A 17691-nucleotide genomic window follows, 5' to 3' on the forward strand; every position below is an offset into this window, starting at 1 on the left:
GGATCGAACACTTTTATACAGACCCGCACCCGCGAGACCCCACCCCCCCCCCCCCCCCCCCCCCGGCGGCCCCCCCCCCCCCGCCCTGAGTCGTACATGGAGAAGGACGGAGAAGAACGGAAGAACGCAGAAGGACGGGCAGGGGCGATCAGTAGTTGCCCAGGCCGCCGCAGACGTTCAGCGCCTGTGCGGTGACCGCCGCGGCGCCCGGGGAGACCAGGTAGGAGACCATCGCGGCCACCTCGCTCGGCTCCACGTAGCGGCCGAGCGGCACCCGGGTGGTGATCCGGCTGTGCGCCTCCTGCTCGTCCACACCCCAGATCCCGGCGTAGTGCTCGCGCACCCGCTCGGCCATCGGGGTCTCCACGAAGCCCGGGCAGACCGCGTTGACGGTGATGCCGGTCCTGGCCAGCTCCAGGCCCAGGGACTTGGAGAAACCGACCACGCCGTGCTTGGAGGCGGTGTAGGGCGCGGCGTGCACCACGCCCTGCTTGCCCCCGGTCGAGGCGATGTTGACGATCCGTCCGGTACCCCGCTCCAGCATGCCGCCGTCGGTCAGCGCCGCCTTGGTGACCAGGAAGACGCTGTTCAGGTTGGTGTTGATGACGTCGAGCCACAGCTCGTCGGGGACCTCGGCGGTGGCGCCACCGCCCGGCCGGCCGGCGTTGTTGACCAGCACGTCGAGCCGCCCGTAGCGCTCGACGGTGGCGGCGACCAGCGCCCGCACCTGCTCGGACGACGTGACGTCGCAGGTGCTGCCGTCGACGTCCAGGCCCTCGGCGCGCAGCTCGGCGAGGGTGTCCTCGAGGGTCTTGCCGGTGCGGGCGCACAGGTAGACGGCGTAGCCCTGGCGGGCCAACGTACGGGCGATCTCGTGGCCTATGCCGCTGGTGGCACCGGTGACCAGCGCGACCCTGCGCTCGGTTTCGGTGGAAGTGGATGTGTTCATGCACACCACCGTCGCCGCGGCGGCTCGCGCCCCGGTCGAGCCCCGCTCCAGCCCCGCGGCGCGGGCGTTGAGCCTGCCTCGACCACGGCTCTTGGACGCGATTGAAGACTGAGCGCATTCAACGGCCGCGTGAAGGAGTCCGAGGAGATGGAGTCGACCGGCATCAGCGCCGAGTTGTACGCAGAGGTTCTTCAGTACTACGCGCGCCAGATGCAGGCGCTGGACGCGGGCAAGGTGGAGGAGTACGCCGCCACCTTCACCGAGGACGCGGTGTTCGGCCACACGCCCGGCCGTGAGCCGGCGCGCACCCGGGCCGGCATCCTGTCCGACCTTTATGAGGTGCGCGAGCGGTTCACCGCCGATCCGCAGCAGCGGCGCCACATGTTCACGATGGTCGACGTCGAGCGACTGGCGGACGGCAGGCTCCGCAGTACCTGCTACGCGCTGGTGCTGACCACCCGGCCGGGCAACGGTCCGGAGATGGTCCGCAGTTGCGTGGTGCGCGACGTCCTGGTCCGCGAGGACGGGCGGCTGCACAACCAGGAGCGGCTCGTCGACCACGACGGTTTCTGAGAGAGGTGGTTGTGATGAGCCGACGAGTGGTCATCACCGGCATCGGCGTGCGTGCTCCGGGCAGCCGGGGCAGCAAGGAGTTCTGGGACCTGCTCACCGCAGGCCGTACCGCGACCCGGCGGATCAGCTTCTTCGACCCGTCGTCCTACCGGTCGCAGATCGCGGGCGAGGCCGACTTCGATCCGGTGTGGGAGGGCCTGAGCCAGCGGGAGATCCGCCGCATGGACCGGGCCACCCAGTTCGCCGTGGTCTGTGCCCAGGAGGCCGTACGGGACAGCGGCCTGGACTTCGCGGGCATCGACCCGGCGCGAATCGGAGTCACCCTGGGCAGCGCGGTGGCCGCGGCGAGCAGCCTGGAGCGCGAGTACCTGGTGCTGTCCGACTCCGGCCGCGACTGGCTGGTGGACAGCGAGGAGTGGCTGTCGCCGCACATGTTCGACTACCTGGCGCCGAGCGTGATGCCGGCCGAGGTGGCGTGGCAGGTCGGCGCGGAGGGACCGGTGTCGCTGGTCTCCAACGGCTGCACCTCGGGCCTGGACGCGGTCGGCCACGCCCTGCAGCTGATCCAGGAGGGCTCCGCCGACGTCATCGTGGCGGGCGCCACCGATACCCCGATCACCCCGATCGTGGTGGCCTGCTTCGACGCAATCAAGGCGACCACCGCCCGCAACGACGAGCCGGAGACCGCTTCCCGCCCGTTCGACCGCTCCCGCACCGGCTTCGTGCTCGCCGAGGGCGCCGCGATGTTCGTCCTGGAGACGCTCGAGTCGGCGCGGCGCCGCGGCGCCCCGGTCTACGCCGAGGTCTCCGGCTACGGCACCCGCTGCAACGCCTACCACATGACCGGCCTCAAGCCGGACGGCCGGGAGATGGCCGAGGCGATCCGGGTCGCCTTGGACCAGGCCCGCGTCAACCCGACCGCCGTGGACTACATCAACGCCCACGGCTCCGGCACCAAGCAGAACGACCGGCACGAGACCGCCGCGGTCAAGCGCGCCCTCGGCGACCACGCGTATCGCACGCCGGTCAGCTCGATCAAGTCGATGGTCGGCCACTCGCTGGGCGCCATCGGCTCGGTGGAGATCGCCGCCTGCGCGCTCGCCATCAAGAACGGCGTGGTGCCGCCCACCGCCAACCTGCACGAGGCCGACCCCGAGTGCGACCTCGACTATGTGCCGCTGACCGCGCGCGAACTGGACGTGCGGACCGTGCTGACGGTCGGCAGCGGCTTCGGCGGCTTCCAGACCGCGATGGTGTTGCAGCACCCGACCGGGGAGAAGGAATGACCAGGACCGTAGTCACCGGCATCGGCGCGCTCGCCGCCAACGGCCTCGGCACCCAGGACTTCTGGGCCGCCACCCGGGAGGGCCGGCACGGCCTCGCCGAGCTCACCCGGTTCGACGTGACGAAGTACCCGGCCAAGCTGGCCGGCGAGATCCGCGGGTTCGACGTCGCCGACCACCTGCCGGACCGGCTGCTCCCGCAGACCGACGTCTCCACCCGGTACGCGCTGGTCGCGGCCGGCTGGGCGCTGGAGGACGCCAAGGTCGACCCGGCCAGTCTGGTCGACTATGACATGGGCGTGGTCACCGCCAACGCCCTCGGCGGCTTCGAGTTCACCCACCGGGAGTTCCACAAGCTGTGGACCCGAGGCCCGCAGACGGTCAGCGTCTACGAATCCTTCGCCTGGTTCTACGCGGTGAACACCGGTCAGATCTCCATCCGGCACGGCATGCGCGGCCCCTCCAGCGCCCTGGTCACCGAGCAGGCCGGCGGCCTGGACGCGATCGGCCATGCCCGGCGGACCGTGCGCCGCGGCACCCCGCTCGTGGTCGCGGGCGGCGTCGACTCCGCGCTCGACCCCTGGGGATGGGCCTCGCAGATCGCCAGCCACCGGCTGTCCACCAGCACCGATCCGGGCCGCGCCTACCTGCCCTTCGACCGGGAAGCCGACGGTTACGTCCCCGGCGAGGGCGGCGCGCTGCTGGTGCTGGAGGACTCCGAGGCGGCGCTGCGTCGCGGCGCCCCGGACATCCTCGGCGAGATCGCCGGCTACGCCAGCGGCTTCGACCCCGCGCCGGGCTCCGGCCGTCCACCGGCGCTGCGCCGCACCATCGAGGCGGCGCTCGCCGACGCCCGGGTGACAGCCGATCAGGTCGACCTGGTCCTCGCCGACGCGGTCGGTGTGCCCGAGCTGGACCGCGCTGAGGCGGACGCGCTGCGCGAGGTGTTCGGCCCAGGCTCGGTGCCGGTGACCGCGCCGAAGGCCGCGTCCGGCCGCACCTACGCGGGCGGTGGCTCGCTGGACGCCGCCATCGCCCTGCTGGCGATCCGCGACAGCGTGATCCCGCCCACCGCCGGCACCCGCGAGGTGCCCGCCGAGTACGGCATCGACCTGGTCCGCGACCGGGCCCGAGAGGCGAACGTGCGCACCGTGCTCGTGGTCGCCCGCGGCCTGTGGGGCTTCAACTCGGCTGTCGTCGTCCGCGCCTGGGACGCCGATGCCACCAACGACCTTGCCTGAGGAGACAGTTGTGAACATCACCGTGGACGAAATCCGCCGTGTCATCGTCGCCAGCGCCGGCGCCTCCGAATCCGGGGTCTCCGAGGCCGACTTCGCCGACACCTCCTTCGACGCGCTCGGCTACGAGTCGCTGGCCCTGATGGAGACCGCCACCGCGATCGAGAGCGAGTTCGGCGTGTTGATACCGGACGAACTGCTCTTCGGCGCCCGCACACCACGCGAGCTGGCCGAACTGGTCCGCTCCGCGAAGGAGGCCGCGGCCGCATGAGCCCGCTCACCCGAGAGATGGAGCACAGCAGGGTGGTGCGCGCCCCCGCCGACCGGCTGTACGCGCTGGTCGCGGACGTCAGCCGCTGGCCGGTGCTGCTCGGTCCGTGCGTGCGGGCCCGGCAGATCGAGCAGCACGGCGCCGACGAGCGGATCGAGCTGTGGGCGCGGACCAACGGCACGATGGCGACCTGGACCTCCCGCCGCTCCCTGGACCCCCGGGCCCTGCGGATCTCCTTCCGGCAGGACCAGTCCACCGCGCCGGTCGCCGCGATGTCCGGCGACTGGTCCTTCCGCCCGGCCGACGACCGCCGGACCCGGATCGTGCTGACCCACGCCTTCAGCGCCGTGGACGACGACCCTCAGGCGCTCGAGTGGATCGCCCGGGCGGTGGACCGCAACAGCGTCGAGGAGCTGACCGCGCTCGGCGACTTCGCCGAACGCCCGCATCCGCTGGACCAGTTGGTCTTCTCCTTCAGCGACCGGGTGGTGGCGCCCGGCGCGGACCCGGCCGACGTGTACGACTTCGTGCACCGCTGCGACCTGTGGCCCGAGCGCCTGCCGCACGTCGGCCGGGTCGACCTCACCGAGGACCCGGCGGGCGTGCAGGTGATGGAGATGGACACCCTCACCTCCGACGGCCGCACCCACACCACCGCTTCGATCCGGCTGTGCGTGCCCGGCGAGCGGATCTCCTACAAGCAGACCGTGCTGCCCGCCCTGCTGTCCGGGCACAGCGGTCTGTGGGAGTTCGAGAAGTCAGCCGGCGGCACCGCGATCGTCTCCCACCACACCGTGGCGGTCGACCCGGCCGCGGTTCCGGTCACACTCGGCGCGGGCACCACCTTCGAGCAGGCATGCGCGCACGTCCGCGACACCCTGGGCGCCAACAGCCGAGCCACCATGGAGGCGTCGTGCGCGTACGCGGCATCGGTGGTGCGGCGCCGATGAACCCGACGCGGAAGCTGGCCGGCCTCGCCCTCGCGCCGGACGCCGAGCCCGACCGGGTGTGCATGGTAGCGGGCGAACGCTCGCTGACCCGGCGCCAGGTCCGCAACGAGGTGGCCCGGGCCCAGGCCGAACTCCTCGATCGAGGCCTGGTCCCGGGCCGGCGGGTGCTGGCGCTGCTCGACCACGGGCCGGAGGCGGTGTTCTTCCTCGCCGCGGCCAGCTCGCTCGGTCTGCACCTGCTGATGCCGTACGGCCTGCACGCGGCGGCGCTGTCCGAATGGCTGTCCATCGCGGACGCCGCCGAGCCCGACGTGGTGCTGCACTTCAAGCGCGACCGGGCCGGACTGGACGTGCTGCGTGAGCGCTGCGCCACCGTAGTGGAGCTGCCGTTGCCCACCGGCGAGGCGCCCGAGGCGGAGGCGGAACTGCTCCACCCCGAACCGGTGGAGCACTTCCTGGTGCTGTTCACCAGTGGTACCACCGGCAGGCCGAAGGCGATCAGCATCAGTGAGGCGCACATCTGCGCCCGGATCGGCTGGGTCACCCGCACCATGGGCTACAGCCCGACCGCCCGGATCTTCATGACCGGCCTGATGAACAACACCACCGGTGTGATCAACACCTTCGGTGCGCTGCTGCACGACGGCACCGTGGTCTTCCCGGAGACCCCGGACCCCGGGCAGTGGCCGGCCCAGGTGGCCCGCCACCGGGCCACGCACCTGGCGCTGCGCCCGGTGGCGCTCAAGCAGTTCGTGTCCGCGGCGGCCTCGGGCGAGGACGATCTGTCCTGTCTGCGGGTGGTCTCCTACGGCGGGGCTGCCGTTCCCCGGGCGGTGCTCGAACAGGGCCGCGAACTGGCGCGCTGCGACTGGATCCAGGGCTACGGGCTGACCGAGACCTACGGCCCGTTCTGCTTCCTGGCCGAGCAGGGTCATGCCGAGGCGCGCTACCTCAAGCACGTCTACTGCATCGGCCGGCCCGACGACTCCCTGGAGGTGCGCCTGGAGCCGGTGGCCGGCCACCCGGACGGCGTCGGCGAGATCCTGGTCCGCGGTGACTCGGTGATGGAGGGCTACGTGGACGTCGCCACCGGTGTGGTCCAGCCGGTCGGCGGGTGGCTGCGCACCGGCGATCTCGCCGAGTGGAGCCCCGACGGCGACCTGGTCCTCAAGGGCCGGCTCGCCGGGGTACTGCTCAGCGAGAACGGCCACCGCATCTACCCCGAGGAGATCGAGGCGGTGCTGGCCGGCACGCCGGGCGCGGACGAGGTGGTGCTGGCAGGCCTGCCGAACCCGAACGGCCCGCACGAGCTGCCGGTCGCCTGCCTGTGCGGTCCGATCGGCCTGCGCGGCGACGAGGAGCTGCGCGAGCTGGTCACCGCCGAACTGCGTGGCGCGCTGGCACCGGAGAAGTGGCCGGACCGGATCTGGGCCACCCCCGAGCCGTTCGCCCGCAGCGCCAACGGCAAGATCATGCGCGGCGAGGTGGCCGCCGCCGTCGACCCGGCCCGGGTCGTGCTGCTGAAGGGCGGCTCCGATGAATGAGACCACGGAGCGCCTTCGGGTGCCCGAGCACGTGTACCGGGCGCTCGGCTACCTCTTCCCGCGGCTGATGTTCCTCAACGCGCGCTACGCCCCACAGGTGCACTGGGGCGACATCGCGGCGGCCCTGGACGACTTCCCCGCCGACGACCTGGACCTCGCCTCCGCCGGGTTCTGGAACCTCTGGCGCGAGCGCTGGACCGCCCGGGCCGAGGGCTACACCGCCCTCGCCGAGGGATCCGGCACGGTGGCCGGACGCGGCCGCGCACTGCGCGGCGCCGCGGCGGCCTACCACTGGGCGGAGTTCCAGTACTTCGACGACCGGGTCGTCAAGCAGCGGTTGCGGCAGCGCATCCGGGACTGCTTTCTGGGCAGTCTGGCGGGCACCGACCTCGAGGTCACCGAGGGGTCGCTGCCCGGCACCGGCGCGGGCTACTGGGTGCTGCGCACCGAGGCAATGCGCGCATCGGGCGAGCCGCTGCCCGCGGTGGTGCTCTCGAACGGCCTGGACTCGGCCACCGAGGTCGAGGTGGTGGCGCTGGCCGAGGCCTATCTGGAGCGCGGCATCGCCGCGGTGCTCTTCGAAGGACCGGGCCAGGGGTTGCGGCTGGGACGCACCCCGGTGCTGGTCGAGATGGAGCGGGTGGTCGCCGAGTTGCTGCAGAAGCTGCGCAGCGAGCCGGGGATCGCCGCCGACAGGCTGGCCTTCGCCGGCATCAGCTTCGGCGGCTACCTGGCGCTGCGGGTGGCCCGGGAACTCGGCGAGCACTTCCGGTGCGTCGTCAACTTCGGCGGCGGGCCCGCGCTCGCCAAGTTCGACGGCCTGCCGCGTCGGCTCAAGGACAACTTCCGGTTCGCCTTCGACGTCGGGCCGGGCACCGGTCTGCAGCCGCGCTTCGACGAGCTGGCGATCGAGCCCGGTCCGGCGCCCGCCACCGAGGTGCTGAGCGTGTCCGGCGCGCTGGACGACATCTTCCCGATCGAGGGGCTGTACGACCTCGACAGGGCTTGGTCGGGCCGGCACACGCTGGAGGTGCACCCCAGGGAGGCGCACACCAGCCTCAACCTGATCAACTCCTACACCCTGCGCACCGCCGACCTGGTCACCGACCGGCTGACCGGCCGCGCCTGACCGGGAGAAGGGCTTGTCCGGCGATCCGCCGGGCAGGCCCTTCGCGTTCGTCCGGGCACCACCGGGCCCGCGAACCGGTGACGTCAGCGGCGCTCGGTGAGGGACGGACCGGACGCGACGAGTCCGGGGTGCAGGTCGTGGTCGAGTCCGGCGTGCATGAAGACCCGCTTGAGCAGGGTGACGAAGGTCTGCGCCTCGTCCGGCTCCAGCCCGCCGAGCAGCCGGTCCTCGAAGCCGCTGACCAGGGCCTCGGCGTCGGCGTGCAGGCTGCGGCCGGCCGGGAGCACGTGGACGGCGTGGGCGCGGCGGTCGGTGGGATGCCGGCGGCGTTCCACCAGTCCGCGCCGCTCCAACTCGTCGACCAGGCCGACCATCACGTTGCGGTGCACGTTCAGCGGGCCGGCGAGCTGGTGCTGACTGAGGCCGTCCTCCTCGATCAGCAGGTTGAGCAGGCCGAACTGGCGGGGGTGGATGCCCAGCGGCGCGAGCACGTCGACTAGTTGCTCCTGCACGTGGGCGCTGAGGTGGGTCATCACGCAGGCGGGGTGGTCGAACAGCAATTGGGTACTCACGGGCACCATGATACCCCCGCTGAATTATCACCTTGAGGGATAGTCACTCGAAGTGCATACTGGTCTCCGTGACTCAAGACATCTCCGCAACCACGCCCGGCGCCCCGCCGCAGGAAACTCCGGGTGGCGCCGCACCCGACCCGAAGCGCCGGCTGGCCTTCGCGGTCGTCCTGATCGCAGGATTCATGGACCTGGTCGACACGACGGTCGTCAACGTCACCGTCCCGAGCATCCAGCGCGACCTGCACGCCGACTACGCCCAGATCGAGTGGGTGATCGCGGCGTACGTGCTCTCCTTCGCCGCTCTGCTGATCCTCAGCGGCCGGCTCGGCGACATCTTCGGACGCAAGCGCGTCTTCCTGATCGGCATGGCCGGCTTCACCGTCGCCTCACTGCTGTGCGGCGTCGCGGTCAATCCCGAGATGCTGATCGTCTCCCGGTTCCTCCAGGGTGCTGCGGCCGGCCTGATGGTCACCCAGATCCTGGCGATCCTGCACGTGGTCTTCCCGCCAAGGGAGCGGGGCAAGGCGGTCGCCGTCTTCGGCGCTGTCACCGGCTCCTCGGCCGTCTTCGGCCTCGCCCTCGGCGGGCTGCTCGTGCAGTGGGACCTCTTCGGCTGGGAGTGGCGCCCGATCTTCCTGGTCAACGTCCCGGTCGGGATCGCCGCGCTGATCGCCGGCGCCCTGGTGATCCGCGAGTCCCGCGCCCCGCAGCGCCCCAAGCTCGACCTGCTCGGCATGCCGCTGGCCCTCGCCGCCGTGGTGCTGCTGGTCTACCCGCTCACCGAGGGCCGCCGCCTGGGCTGGCCGGCCTGGACCTACGGCATGCTCGCCGGTGCCCTCGTGCTGCTCGCGGTCTTCCTCGCCTACGAGAGGCGCCGCTTCGCCAAGGTCGGCTCCGCACTGGTCGAGTTCGGGGTGTTCCGCTCCCGGTCGTTCTCGGTCGGCATGGCGATGTGGTTCCTGTTCTGGATCGCGGTCGGCGGCTTCTTCTTCGTCTGGACGCTCTTCCTGCAGCAGGGCCTCGGCTGGACGCCGATGCACGCCGGCCTGACCGCCGCCACCTTCGCCATCGGTGTCGGCATCGGCGCCGGCAACGCCCCCGACAAGCTGGTCCCCAAGTTCGGCCGCAACGTGTTGGTGGCCGGCGGCATCGTCAACGCGATCGGCTTCATCGCCTTCGCCGTCCTGGTCGCCCACTACGGCCACAGCCTGGCGTCCTGGCAGATCATCCCGGTGCACGTCGTCTCCGGAATCGGCTTCGGCCTGATCGTCGCGCCGACCCTGGATCTGCTGCTCGGCCAGGTCCCCGGTGAGCAGGCGGGCAACGCCTCCGGCCTGCTGAACACCGTCCAGCAGCTCGGCATGGCGCTCGGCGTGGCCCTGACCGGCGTGATCTTCTTCGCCCAGGTCGGCACCTCGGCCGGCGACGCCACCGCCGAGGCCACCCCGGTACTGAAGTCCGCCCTCAGCGGTGCCGGCGTCGCCTCCCAGGACCAGCTGCTCGGCGACTTCCGCACCTGCGTGCGGGAGCGCGCCGACTCGGTCGACCCGAGCAAAGTCCCGGCCAGCTGCCTGAAGAGCGACCCGAAGGCCGCCGCCGCGTTCGGCGAGGCCATCGCCCGCGCCGACTCGGTCAGCTACTCCTCGGGCTTCCGGACCGTCCTGCTACTGGACGCCGGCATCCTGGTGATCGCCGCCGCCGGCTTCCTGACCCTGCCCAAGCACTCGCGGCCCGCCGACACGGCCGCCGTGAGCACCGAGCCCACCGAGGTGACGGCATGAGCAACGAGAAGAACGTCCTGGTACTCGGCCGCGAGCGGCATCTGGTCGACGCCTCCACTGACATCATCGAGGCAAACGGCTTCAACGCGGTCGGCGTGACCCGCGATGAGGAGGCCTTCTCACTGCTGGATACCGGCCGGTTCATCGCCGTCCTGGTCGGCAGCGGCGTCGAGTGGGAGTCCCGTCCGCCGGTGCGTCAGCACGCCGCTCCGCACGGCACCGTGGTCCTCGAAGCGCAGCGCATCCCGATGCAGACCGTCCAGGACCACGTCCGACAGGTGATCGTCCCGCGGTTACTGCAGATCGCCTGACCACCATCGCACCAGGCCCCCGGATCCAGCCCGTCAACGGCCGGATCCGGGGCCGCGCCCTGATCCGGTGGCGGCCACCCGGCCGGAGCGGGGTTCCGCCCAGTCGGCGAACAGCCGCTCAGCGAGGGCGAAGAGCCCGCCGTCGCCGTGCCGGGATCAGCTACCCGGACAGCCCTGGGTCGGTGGAGGACAGCAATCCATGTCGACAGCGTCGCCTCGGCCACGAGACCTGACCACCCCGCACAACAGCTTGTGCGGGCCGAGACTCGGCTCGACCCGCACAAAGTGGTGTTCATGGTTTGTGTCCGAAGGGCGAGTTGATCGCTGACGATACGCTCGTACTCGCGCAGGAGCGGCTCAAGCTCCAAGATCCGCGGGGTGCCCTCGCTGCCTCCCCATGAGAACCGGCATCCAGCGGGCGCAAATTTCCGGGCCTCCGCCAACCAGCGAGATCACCCGACGCAGTCAGGCCAGTGGGCGAGCGGAGGCCGGTTCACGCACGACTGCGTCACCCGGTTTACGGGGCGCTTCTCGGGGGTCGCAGGGCAGCGGCGCCGGCCCGCACCATCGCGGACACCGTTGACCCCGCCCATTGCACGAGGTCACGCGGCAAGCCGGAGTCGAGCTCGATGGTCACCCGCACGTATCGGGTGTGCAGCTGAGTGACTTTGACAGGACGCGGTACGACGGCGTCCGGTCCGCGCTGCAATGCGGCTCGGTAGGTGTCCTTCCGCTGATTCATGCCTTGTCCTGTCGCTTGATGAGCTCGTCCGCGAGGTCCATGTACGCCGAGCCTTTGACCTCCACCGGACTTCCGAATGACTGGGCGTACAAGTCGAGCCGCGGAATGTGGGTGGACAACACGTCGAATCCCCGCTCGGTGAGAGCTTCGCGGGCGTCGGCGTCAGGGCCGGTACGCGTGGCTTCGGCACGATTTGTTCGGTTCAGCAGAACGGCGGCGTGGGCCGGCTGGACGCGCAAGGACTGTACGTCACCCATCTCGCCACCGATGGGCGCCATGCGATCCAGCTCGATGGGAGCTGGAGTCACCGGCACGATCCATTCGCCTGCGTACCTCATGATGCTGCGGGCGATGTGCGCGTGGTCCTCCAGTTGCGGAGCGTCGAATACGACGGCCTGCCGGTCGCCCAGGAAGTCGTTCACGCGCCGGTGCACATCGCCCACCGGAAGAGCGACCACAGGAAACGGGAAGCCACCTGCCAATTCGCTCCAGCGCAGCGCGGAGGAAGCGGGGTCGCTGTCGACCAGCAGCGGTGGGAGACCCGACTCGTGAAGCGCGTGGGCCAACCAGACTGCGCTGGTCGTCTTTCCCACCCCGGGCTTCAGGTTCACAAAGGCGTAGCTCAGCGGCACATGAGTCAACGTATGGTCGCGAGCGGCCGCCCGGCCGCCGACTCGGGGCACACAGTGCCGTCGTTCACCCTCCGGCGCCGGCGAATCATTCGTATGGGCCAGTACGGAAGCCGCAAGGACCGAAGGATGCGGGTGCCGGTTAATCATCCACCCAGGTGGTGGCCTTGATCGACTGATTCCTCAGGCCGCGCTCACCGACAACTCCGGTGTCTTCACGCGCACAGACGCTGACGGCATCATGATCTGTCGTGCTGCTGCGCCTGGCCTTGCGGGTGCCGAAAACCCGTACCGCGTCAGAAGGGCTGCACAGCCTGTGACCTGGGACGACGCTCCGCGGGCCGATCGGGCACCATCGGACGTTGTGCTCGTACGAATGCTCTACCTGATCGCCACGCGGATCTTCGCGTGGCTGGTCCTGCTCTCCCGATCCTCCGCGGTGAAGGAGGCCGAGATACCGATCCTGCGACACGAGATCGCGTCACTGCGTCGGCAGGTCGCGGCCCCCATACCCACCTGGCCCGACCGGGCACCACTCACCGCCTTCACCCGGCTCCTCCCGCGGGCACTACGCCGGCATCGGCTCGTCTCCCCGCGCACCCTCCTGGCCTGGCACCAACGTCTGATCAAGAACAAGTGGACACAACCCGCCTCACCGGGACGCCCACCGATACCCGACAAGCTGCACGACCTGATCATCCGGCTCGGCGCCGAGAACCCACGATGGGGCTTCCGACGCGTTCACGGCGAACTCCGCCGCCTCGGGCACAAGGTCAGCCCGGCCACCGTCCGCCGCATCCTGCGCACCGCCGGCCTCAGGCCGACCCCGCGCCGACATCCGGTGCACGGTGAGTGGACCACCTTCCTCAAGGCCCAGGCCCACGCCCTGCTCGCCACCCACTACTTCCACGTCGACACCATCAGCCTGCAGCGGCTGTACGCGCTGTTCGTCATGGAGGTCCGCACCCGAACCGTCCACATCCTGGGCGTCACCGCGCACCCGACCGCCGCCTGGGCCACCCAGCAACCCCGCCAACTGCTCTGGCAACTCGGCCACCGCGCATCAGGCTCCACTCACCTGATCCGCGACCGGGACACGAAGATCACCGCCGACCGGCGCCACGCCGGTCCGGCCGCGGCCGCACCGCCCGCCCCCCCTCTGGCCTGGGCGACGCAACAGGCCCGCAATCTGGCAGACCAACTCGACATGCGCATGGAGTCGCTGCGCTTCGTGCTGCGCGACCGCGACGCCAAGTACGACCCGTCCTTCGACGCCGTCTTCGAAGCCGAGGACATGGAGGTGCTGCTCAGCGCGTCACGGGCGCCCCGGATGAACGCGCACTGCAAGCGGGTGATCGGCACCGTCCGCCGCGAGGCGCTCGATCACGTCCTGCTCATGAACGAGGCCCACGCCCGGCAAGTCCTGGCCGACTTCGAACACCGCTACAACACGCACCGACCTCACCGGGCCCGAGATCAACGACCCCCTCACTCTTCCGGGCAGCCCGCCACCGTCCACGACCTCGACGGCCACAGACTCTGCGCACCCGCATCCTCGGTGGCGCCATCAACGAGTACCGGTACGCCACTTGACCTGCGGCGATGACTTTCCGAGCCCCAAAGGTATCGGCGCAGCAGGGAGGGCAGGTGCCGGGCGAGCACGGCGCGGTCCGGCCAGGCGAGGTGTGGCCGGACGCCGAGCTGGCGGCACAGCACCGCGTTCTCGTGGCGCAGCGCGAGCAGCTCGGCGTCCTTGGTCTGCTGCGAGCGGCAGGGCAGCAGGAACAGTCCGAGAAGTCGGAGCAAGACCGGGTAGAGCATGCGCAGTGCCCTGCGGTCCGAGCCTGTCATGATCGCCAGGAGTCGCAAAGTGCCTGGTCAGATGCTGTACGTCACTTCTGGAACCCTACAGGCCTGGCCGCGGGAGGCGAGCAGGTCGTAGCCGGAGACGAGCCAGGAGGCGTACAGCAGGATACGTTCGCCGAAGGGGACGTCGTGTGTCCAGGCGGAGTGTCTGCATCTCGCCGTAGTAGAAATCCGCGGCGCCGGGCTCGTTCTTGAGGAACCTCAGAGCTGTGAAGACAGGGTGGAGCAGCGCTCCAGCCCCATCCGTCCACTTCTGAACTCGTGTAGATTCAAAAGGAGTTGGCTGCGGTAAGGCAGAGGCGGGGGTGCCGGTGGAGGCGGACAGTGCGGTGCCCACGGACGCGGCGGTGGTCCGGATCCTCGACGCGCAGGGCCAGCCGGTCGGTTCCGGATTTCTGACGGCGGAACGTGATGTGCTGACATGCGCCCACGTGGTCGCCGCCGCCCTGAGGTTACCCGAGGACGCCGTGGAGCCTCCGGACGCCCCTGTCAGGCTCGACTTCCCGCTGGTGGCACGCGGCAGGGTTCTCAAGGCCCGGGTCGAGCAGTGGACGCCCACACAGCCGGACGAGTCCGGGGACATCGCGGTCCTCCGGCTGCTCACCGCACCCCCGCCCGGCGCGGTGGCGGCATCGCTGGTCGAGGACGGAGCCGCACCAGGCCGCCAGGTGCGCACCTTCGGCTTCCCGGCGGACTACGACGCCGGTGTCTGGAGCGTCGGCGTGTTGCAGGGCCGGCAGGCAACCGGATGGCTCCAATACGACACGGACCCGGCGAGCCAATACGAGGTCGGACGCGGATTCTCCGGGGCCCCGGTCTGGGACCTGGCCCTCGGCGGTGTGGTCGGGATGGTCGTCACCGCCGACGAGCGGCCCGGCCGGCGCGCCGCGTACCTGATCCCCACCGAGAGGCTTCACGAGTGTTGGCCGCCCCTGCGCGAGGCGGCACAGGGACCGTGCCCCTTCCGGGATTTGCGCCCCTTCCAGGAGGGCGACGCGGAGCTGTTCCACGGGCGGGACGAGCCCGCCGGCCGGATCGTGGACCGGCTGGATGTCGCCACGGGGGTCACGCTGGTGGGCGCCTCCGGGTGCGGCAAGTCCTCACTGCTGAACGCCGGTGTACTACCCCGCCTCCGGGGCCGCGAGGACCTCCTGATCGTGCGGTTCCGGCCCGGCAAGGCCCCGCTCGAGGCGCTCGCGGTGGCCCTTCTCCCGTCATTCGAACCGCGGTTGGGCGAGACCGCCCGCATGGCCCAGGTGCCCCAGCTGACACAGCTGCTGCGCGACGGCCGGATGCCGGCCGTGGTGGAGCGGATCCTGCAACAGCAGGGCAAGAGCAAGCTCCTGGTCATCGCCGACCAGTTCGAGGAAGCGCTGGTCCGCACGGTCAACGGACAGCAGGACACGGATCTCGACGCGTTCGCCGCCGCACTGGGCCATTGCCTGGATCCCGGAGCCGGCCTGCAGACCGTCATCGCCCTGCGCGCCGACTTCCTCGCCCCCGCCCTCAACCACCCGGCACTGGCACCGCTGCTCGACGACAGCCGGCTGTTCATGCTGGGACCGATGCGCGACGACGAAGTGCGCGCCGCCGTCGAACAGCCGCTCAGCGGCGTCGGTGTGCGCTACGAGAAGGGACTGGTCAACCGGCTCCTCACCGACCTGGGCCCGGACCCCAGCAGACTGCCGCTGCTGGAGTTCACCCTCACCAAACTCTGGGAGCGCAAGGAACACGGCGTCATCGGCCACGCCCACTACCAGTCACTGGGCGGGGTCGGCGCGGCCCTGGCGAACCACGCCGAGCAGGTATGGACGGCACTCAACGAGGAGGAGCGGCGCAAGGCGCGCGCCCTGCTGGTCCAGCTCGTCCTTCCCGGAGGCGCCCGCACCTCCCCGACCCGGCGAGTGGTCGCTCGTACGGAACTGCCCCCGGCTCAGTGGCGGATCGCCCAACGCCTGCTCACCACGCGTCTTCTCGTGCCGGCTGAGGAGCTGCGTAAGGGCGGTGCGCAGCCCGTGGAGACCGTGGAACTGGCGCACGAGGCGCTGTTGTCCCGCTGGGCACGACTGGCCGAGTTCGCCGCGGCGGACCAGGGGTTCCGCCGCTGGCAGGAGGACCTGCGACGCCGGGTAGGGCTGTGGCAGGGGGACGAGCGTACCGGTACGCGCCTGCTGCGCGGCGCCGACCTGCGGGACGCCCGGAACTGGCGGCGGGCCCGAGCCGACGAACTCGGCTCCGCGGAGATCGACTTCATCACCGCGAGCATCTCCGGTGCCCGCCATCGCCGGATCATCGCTGCCGGGGTCGCCGTGGTCATGATGCTGACGGCGGGTGTGGGCACCTGGGCGTGGCGATACGGGGCGGAGGCGCACACGGCACGGCAGTCGGCGGCCGTGGCCGCGGGCGTCCTGGCACAGCAGTCGCGGGATCTGGAGTCCAACCCGGACCACGGCGACCGGTACACCGCGCTGCTGCTCGCCCTGCGCGCCTACCGCACCCAGGACAACCCCGACACGCGTGCGCTGCTCGGCGAGATGTACCGGCGATTCGGTTCCGCCGATCTTCTGGTGCCGTTATACACACCGTCGGGGACGTCGATCACGGCGAACGGCCGGCCGGCGGTGAGCGCCGACGGCCGGGTGGTCGCCTCGTGGGCGGCCGACGGCAAGCCGACTGTGTGGACAGGCATCGGGAACACCGTCGATAGGGAGGCCATCGGCAAACGGGCCGACACCATGGCCGTCAGCCCCGACGGATCACTGATCGCGATGGTGGCGGGACCCCTCTCCCTGACGTCCACCCCCACCGGCCCGCCAGACCCAAGGGGGCCGACCGTGGAACTGTACGACGTACGGGCCAGGCGGGTCGTGCGCCTGCTGGAACGCCCCGACCAGGGTGATCCGTGGCCGACCATGCCATCGGGCGGCCCCTCACTGCCGAGCGTCCCCGTACCCACCGGGACCCGTATCCCGACCCAGTACGCGCAGTTCGCCTTCGACCCCACGGGCAAGCGGATGGTGGCACTGACGGGAGTCATGGGGTTGGGCGGCCGCCTCATCGTGTGGGACGTGCCCAGCGGCAAGATCGAGAAGATTCTGCCGGGCCCTGACACACAGGTCAGCCGGCTCTCCTTCACCTCGGACGGACAGGGCCTCGTCGTCGTCGGCCAGGACCTCACGGAGGGCATGTCCGGTTCGCTGGTCATGTCGGTGCGCTCGTGGGATCTGAACAAGCCGCCCTCGGCGGGCCGGACGCTGTTCACCCTGGACGGACTGGACGGCGCAGCCCCTTACGACATCAGCCCGGACGGAGCCGTCCTGACCACGGCCACCACTCACACGCAGGGGTTCCACACGCACACCACCGTCACCACGTACGCGCTGCCCGGCGGCAGACGGCTGGCCCAGCGGCACCTGCCCGACGATCAGACCGTCACCGGTGTCGCCGTCACCGCGCGGGGCTCGCGCACCGTGGCCTACCAGGCCATCGGCGACATCCCACTCGGCGGTCGGGGCTCGGCGAAGCCCGGCATCGTCCAGGTGTCCACTCCCTGGCGGGACCTCACACTGCTCGGTGCGGCCAGCCGCCCCACGGTGTTCCTCACCGACGGGCAGGGCATGAACGGCTTCATAACCCCGGCCGGCGGCGACCCGGTCGGCAAGATCCCCGTGCCCGCCACTGGTTCCGCCGCACCCGTACCGGCCGACCGGGCCCGACGCTGGATGGAGCGGTTCTGCCAGATCCTGGGCGACGAGACGCTGCCGCCCGCCGCCGTACAGAAGCTGCCTCCTGCGGCCTACCGTAAGCCTTTGTGTCCACACCCGTAGGGATGCCCCGTCAGTCACCCGAC

At 70.8% G+C, this 17691-nt stretch carries 14 protein-coding genes; 11 read left to right on the top strand and 3 right to left on the bottom strand.

Annotation, left to right across the window (positions count from 1 at the left end; translation table 11 throughout):
- Nucleotides 1–148 precede the first annotated feature (148 nt).
- Nucleotides 149–949: a 3-oxoacyl-ACP reductase FabG gene (fabG, locus tag ACWGJB_RS03140; protein ID WP_453378531.1), complete on the bottom strand. Its 801-nt coding sequence runs from the start codon at nt 947–949 to the stop codon at nt 149–151.
- Nucleotides 950–1096: 147 nt separating this feature from the next.
- Between fabG and ACWGJB_RS03145 the strand changes: the two genes are divergently transcribed.
- From ACWGJB_RS03145 to ACWGJB_RS03175, 7 genes are read left to right on the top strand one after another with little or no spacing between them, the layout of a single operon-like run.
- On the top strand, nt 1097–1522 hold the full coding sequence (locus ACWGJB_RS03145) for a nuclear transport factor 2 family protein (protein ID WP_360474488.1): 426 nt from the start codon (nt 1097–1099) through the stop codon (nt 1520–1522).
- 14 nt (nt 1523–1536) lie between these two features.
- Nucleotides 1537–2808 carry a beta-ketoacyl-[acyl-carrier-protein] synthase family protein gene (locus ACWGJB_RS03150; RefSeq protein ID WP_453378532.1) on the top strand — a complete coding sequence of 424 codons (1272 nt, stop codon included), beginning with the start codon at nt 1537–1539 and terminating at the stop codon, nt 2806–2808.
- A complete protein-coding gene (locus tag ACWGJB_RS03155) occupies nt 2805–4046 on the top strand; it encodes a ketosynthase chain-length factor (RefSeq protein ID WP_453378533.1) in 1242 nt (413 codons plus the stop codon). The genes ACWGJB_RS03150 and ACWGJB_RS03155 overlap by 4 nt, the downstream gene beginning before the upstream one ends.
- Before the next feature lie 10 nt (nt 4047–4056).
- The gene (locus ACWGJB_RS03160; RefSeq protein WP_360474497.1) at nt 4057–4314 is read left to right on the top strand and encodes an acyl carrier protein; all 258 of its coding nucleotides are present in this window, start codon (nt 4057–4059) and stop codon (nt 4312–4314) included.
- On the top strand, nt 4311–5264 hold the full coding sequence (locus ACWGJB_RS03165; RefSeq protein ID WP_453378534.1) for an aromatase/cyclase: 954 nt from the start codon (nt 4311–4313) through the stop codon (nt 5262–5264). Before ACWGJB_RS03160 ends, ACWGJB_RS03165 begins: the two co-directional genes overlap by 4 nt.
- Nucleotides 5228–6808 carry a class I adenylate-forming enzyme family protein gene (locus ACWGJB_RS03170; RefSeq protein WP_453378535.1) on the top strand — a complete coding sequence of 527 codons (1581 nt, stop codon included), beginning with the start codon at nt 5228–5230 and terminating at the stop codon, nt 6806–6808. The genes ACWGJB_RS03165 and ACWGJB_RS03170 overlap by 37 nt, the downstream gene beginning before the upstream one ends.
- Nucleotides 6801–7937: an alpha/beta hydrolase family protein gene (locus tag ACWGJB_RS03175; protein WP_453378536.1), complete on the top strand. Its 1137-nt coding sequence runs from the start codon at nt 6801–6803 to the stop codon at nt 7935–7937. The genes ACWGJB_RS03170 and ACWGJB_RS03175 overlap by 8 nt, the downstream gene beginning before the upstream one ends.
- 83 nt (nt 7938–8020) lie before the next feature.
- Here the strand turns inward: ACWGJB_RS03175 and ACWGJB_RS03180 are convergent, their stop codons facing one another.
- Entirely contained in the window at nt 8021–8509 is a 489-nt protein-coding gene (locus tag ACWGJB_RS03180) for a MarR family winged helix-turn-helix transcriptional regulator (RefSeq protein ID WP_360474509.1), read from the bottom strand.
- Nucleotides 8510–8577: 68 nt separating this feature from the next.
- Here ACWGJB_RS03180 and ACWGJB_RS03185 point away from each other — a divergent pair, with 68 nt between their 5' ends.
- The gene (locus ACWGJB_RS03185; protein ID WP_453378537.1) at nt 8578–10293 is read left to right on the top strand and encodes an MFS transporter; all 1716 of its coding nucleotides are present in this window, start codon (nt 8578–8580) and stop codon (nt 10291–10293) included.
- On the top strand, nt 10290–10604 hold the full coding sequence (locus ACWGJB_RS03190) for a hypothetical protein (protein WP_453378538.1): 315 nt from the start codon (nt 10290–10292) through the stop codon (nt 10602–10604). Before ACWGJB_RS03185 ends, ACWGJB_RS03190 begins: the two co-directional genes overlap by 4 nt.
- 738 nt (nt 10605–11342) lie before the next feature.
- Here the strand turns inward: ACWGJB_RS03190 and ACWGJB_RS03195 are convergent.
- Complete coding sequence (locus ACWGJB_RS03195) at nt 11343–11978, bottom strand: nucleotide-binding protein (RefSeq protein WP_453378539.1); 636 nt, start codon at nt 11976–11978, stop codon at nt 11343–11345.
- A 361-nt stretch (nt 11979–12339) separates the two neighbouring features.
- On the opposite strand from ACWGJB_RS03195, the gene ACWGJB_RS03200 reads away from it, so the two are divergent.
- Nucleotides 12340–13581: an integrase core domain-containing protein gene (locus ACWGJB_RS03200; RefSeq protein WP_453378540.1), complete on the top strand. Its 1242-nt coding sequence runs from the start codon at nt 12340–12342 to the stop codon at nt 13579–13581.
- A gap of 571 nt (nt 13582–14152) precedes the next feature.
- Nucleotides 14153–17668 (top strand): nSTAND1 domain-containing NTPase, encoded by a 3516-nt coding sequence (locus ACWGJB_RS03205; protein WP_453378541.1) that lies wholly within the window; start codon nt 14153–14155, stop codon nt 17666–17668.
- The last annotated feature ends 23 nt before the right edge of the window (nt 17669–17691 follow it).

Source organism: Streptomyces sp. NPDC054813, assembly GCF_053611365.1.

What these genes read in the sequence shown, in the direction of transcription:
- ACWGJB_RS03150 (WP_453378532.1), top strand. Translation starts at nt 1,537, where the DNA reads ATGAGCCGACGAGTGGTCATCACCGGCATCGGCGTGCGTGCTCCGGGC.
- fabG (WP_453378531.1), bottom strand. Translation starts at nt 949, where the DNA reads ATGAACACATCCACTTCCACCGAAACCGAGCGCAGGGTCGCGCTGGTC.
- ACWGJB_RS03165 (WP_453378534.1), top strand. Translation starts at nt 4,311, where the DNA reads ATGAGCCCGCTCACCCGAGAGATGGAGCACAGCAGGGTGGTGCGCGCC.
- ACWGJB_RS03175 (WP_453378536.1), top strand. Translation starts at nt 6,801, where the DNA reads ATGAATGAGACCACGGAGCGCCTTCGGGTGCCCGAGCACGTGTACCGG.
- ACWGJB_RS03145 (WP_360474488.1), top strand. Translation starts at nt 1,097, where the DNA reads ATGGAGTCGACCGGCATCAGCGCCGAGTTGTACGCAGAGGTTCTTCAG.
- ACWGJB_RS03190 (WP_453378538.1), top strand. Translation starts at nt 10,290, where the DNA reads ATGAGCAACGAGAAGAACGTCCTGGTACTCGGCCGCGAGCGGCATCTG.
- ACWGJB_RS03155 (WP_453378533.1), top strand. Translation starts at nt 2,805, where the DNA reads ATGACCAGGACCGTAGTCACCGGCATCGGCGCGCTCGCCGCCAACGGC.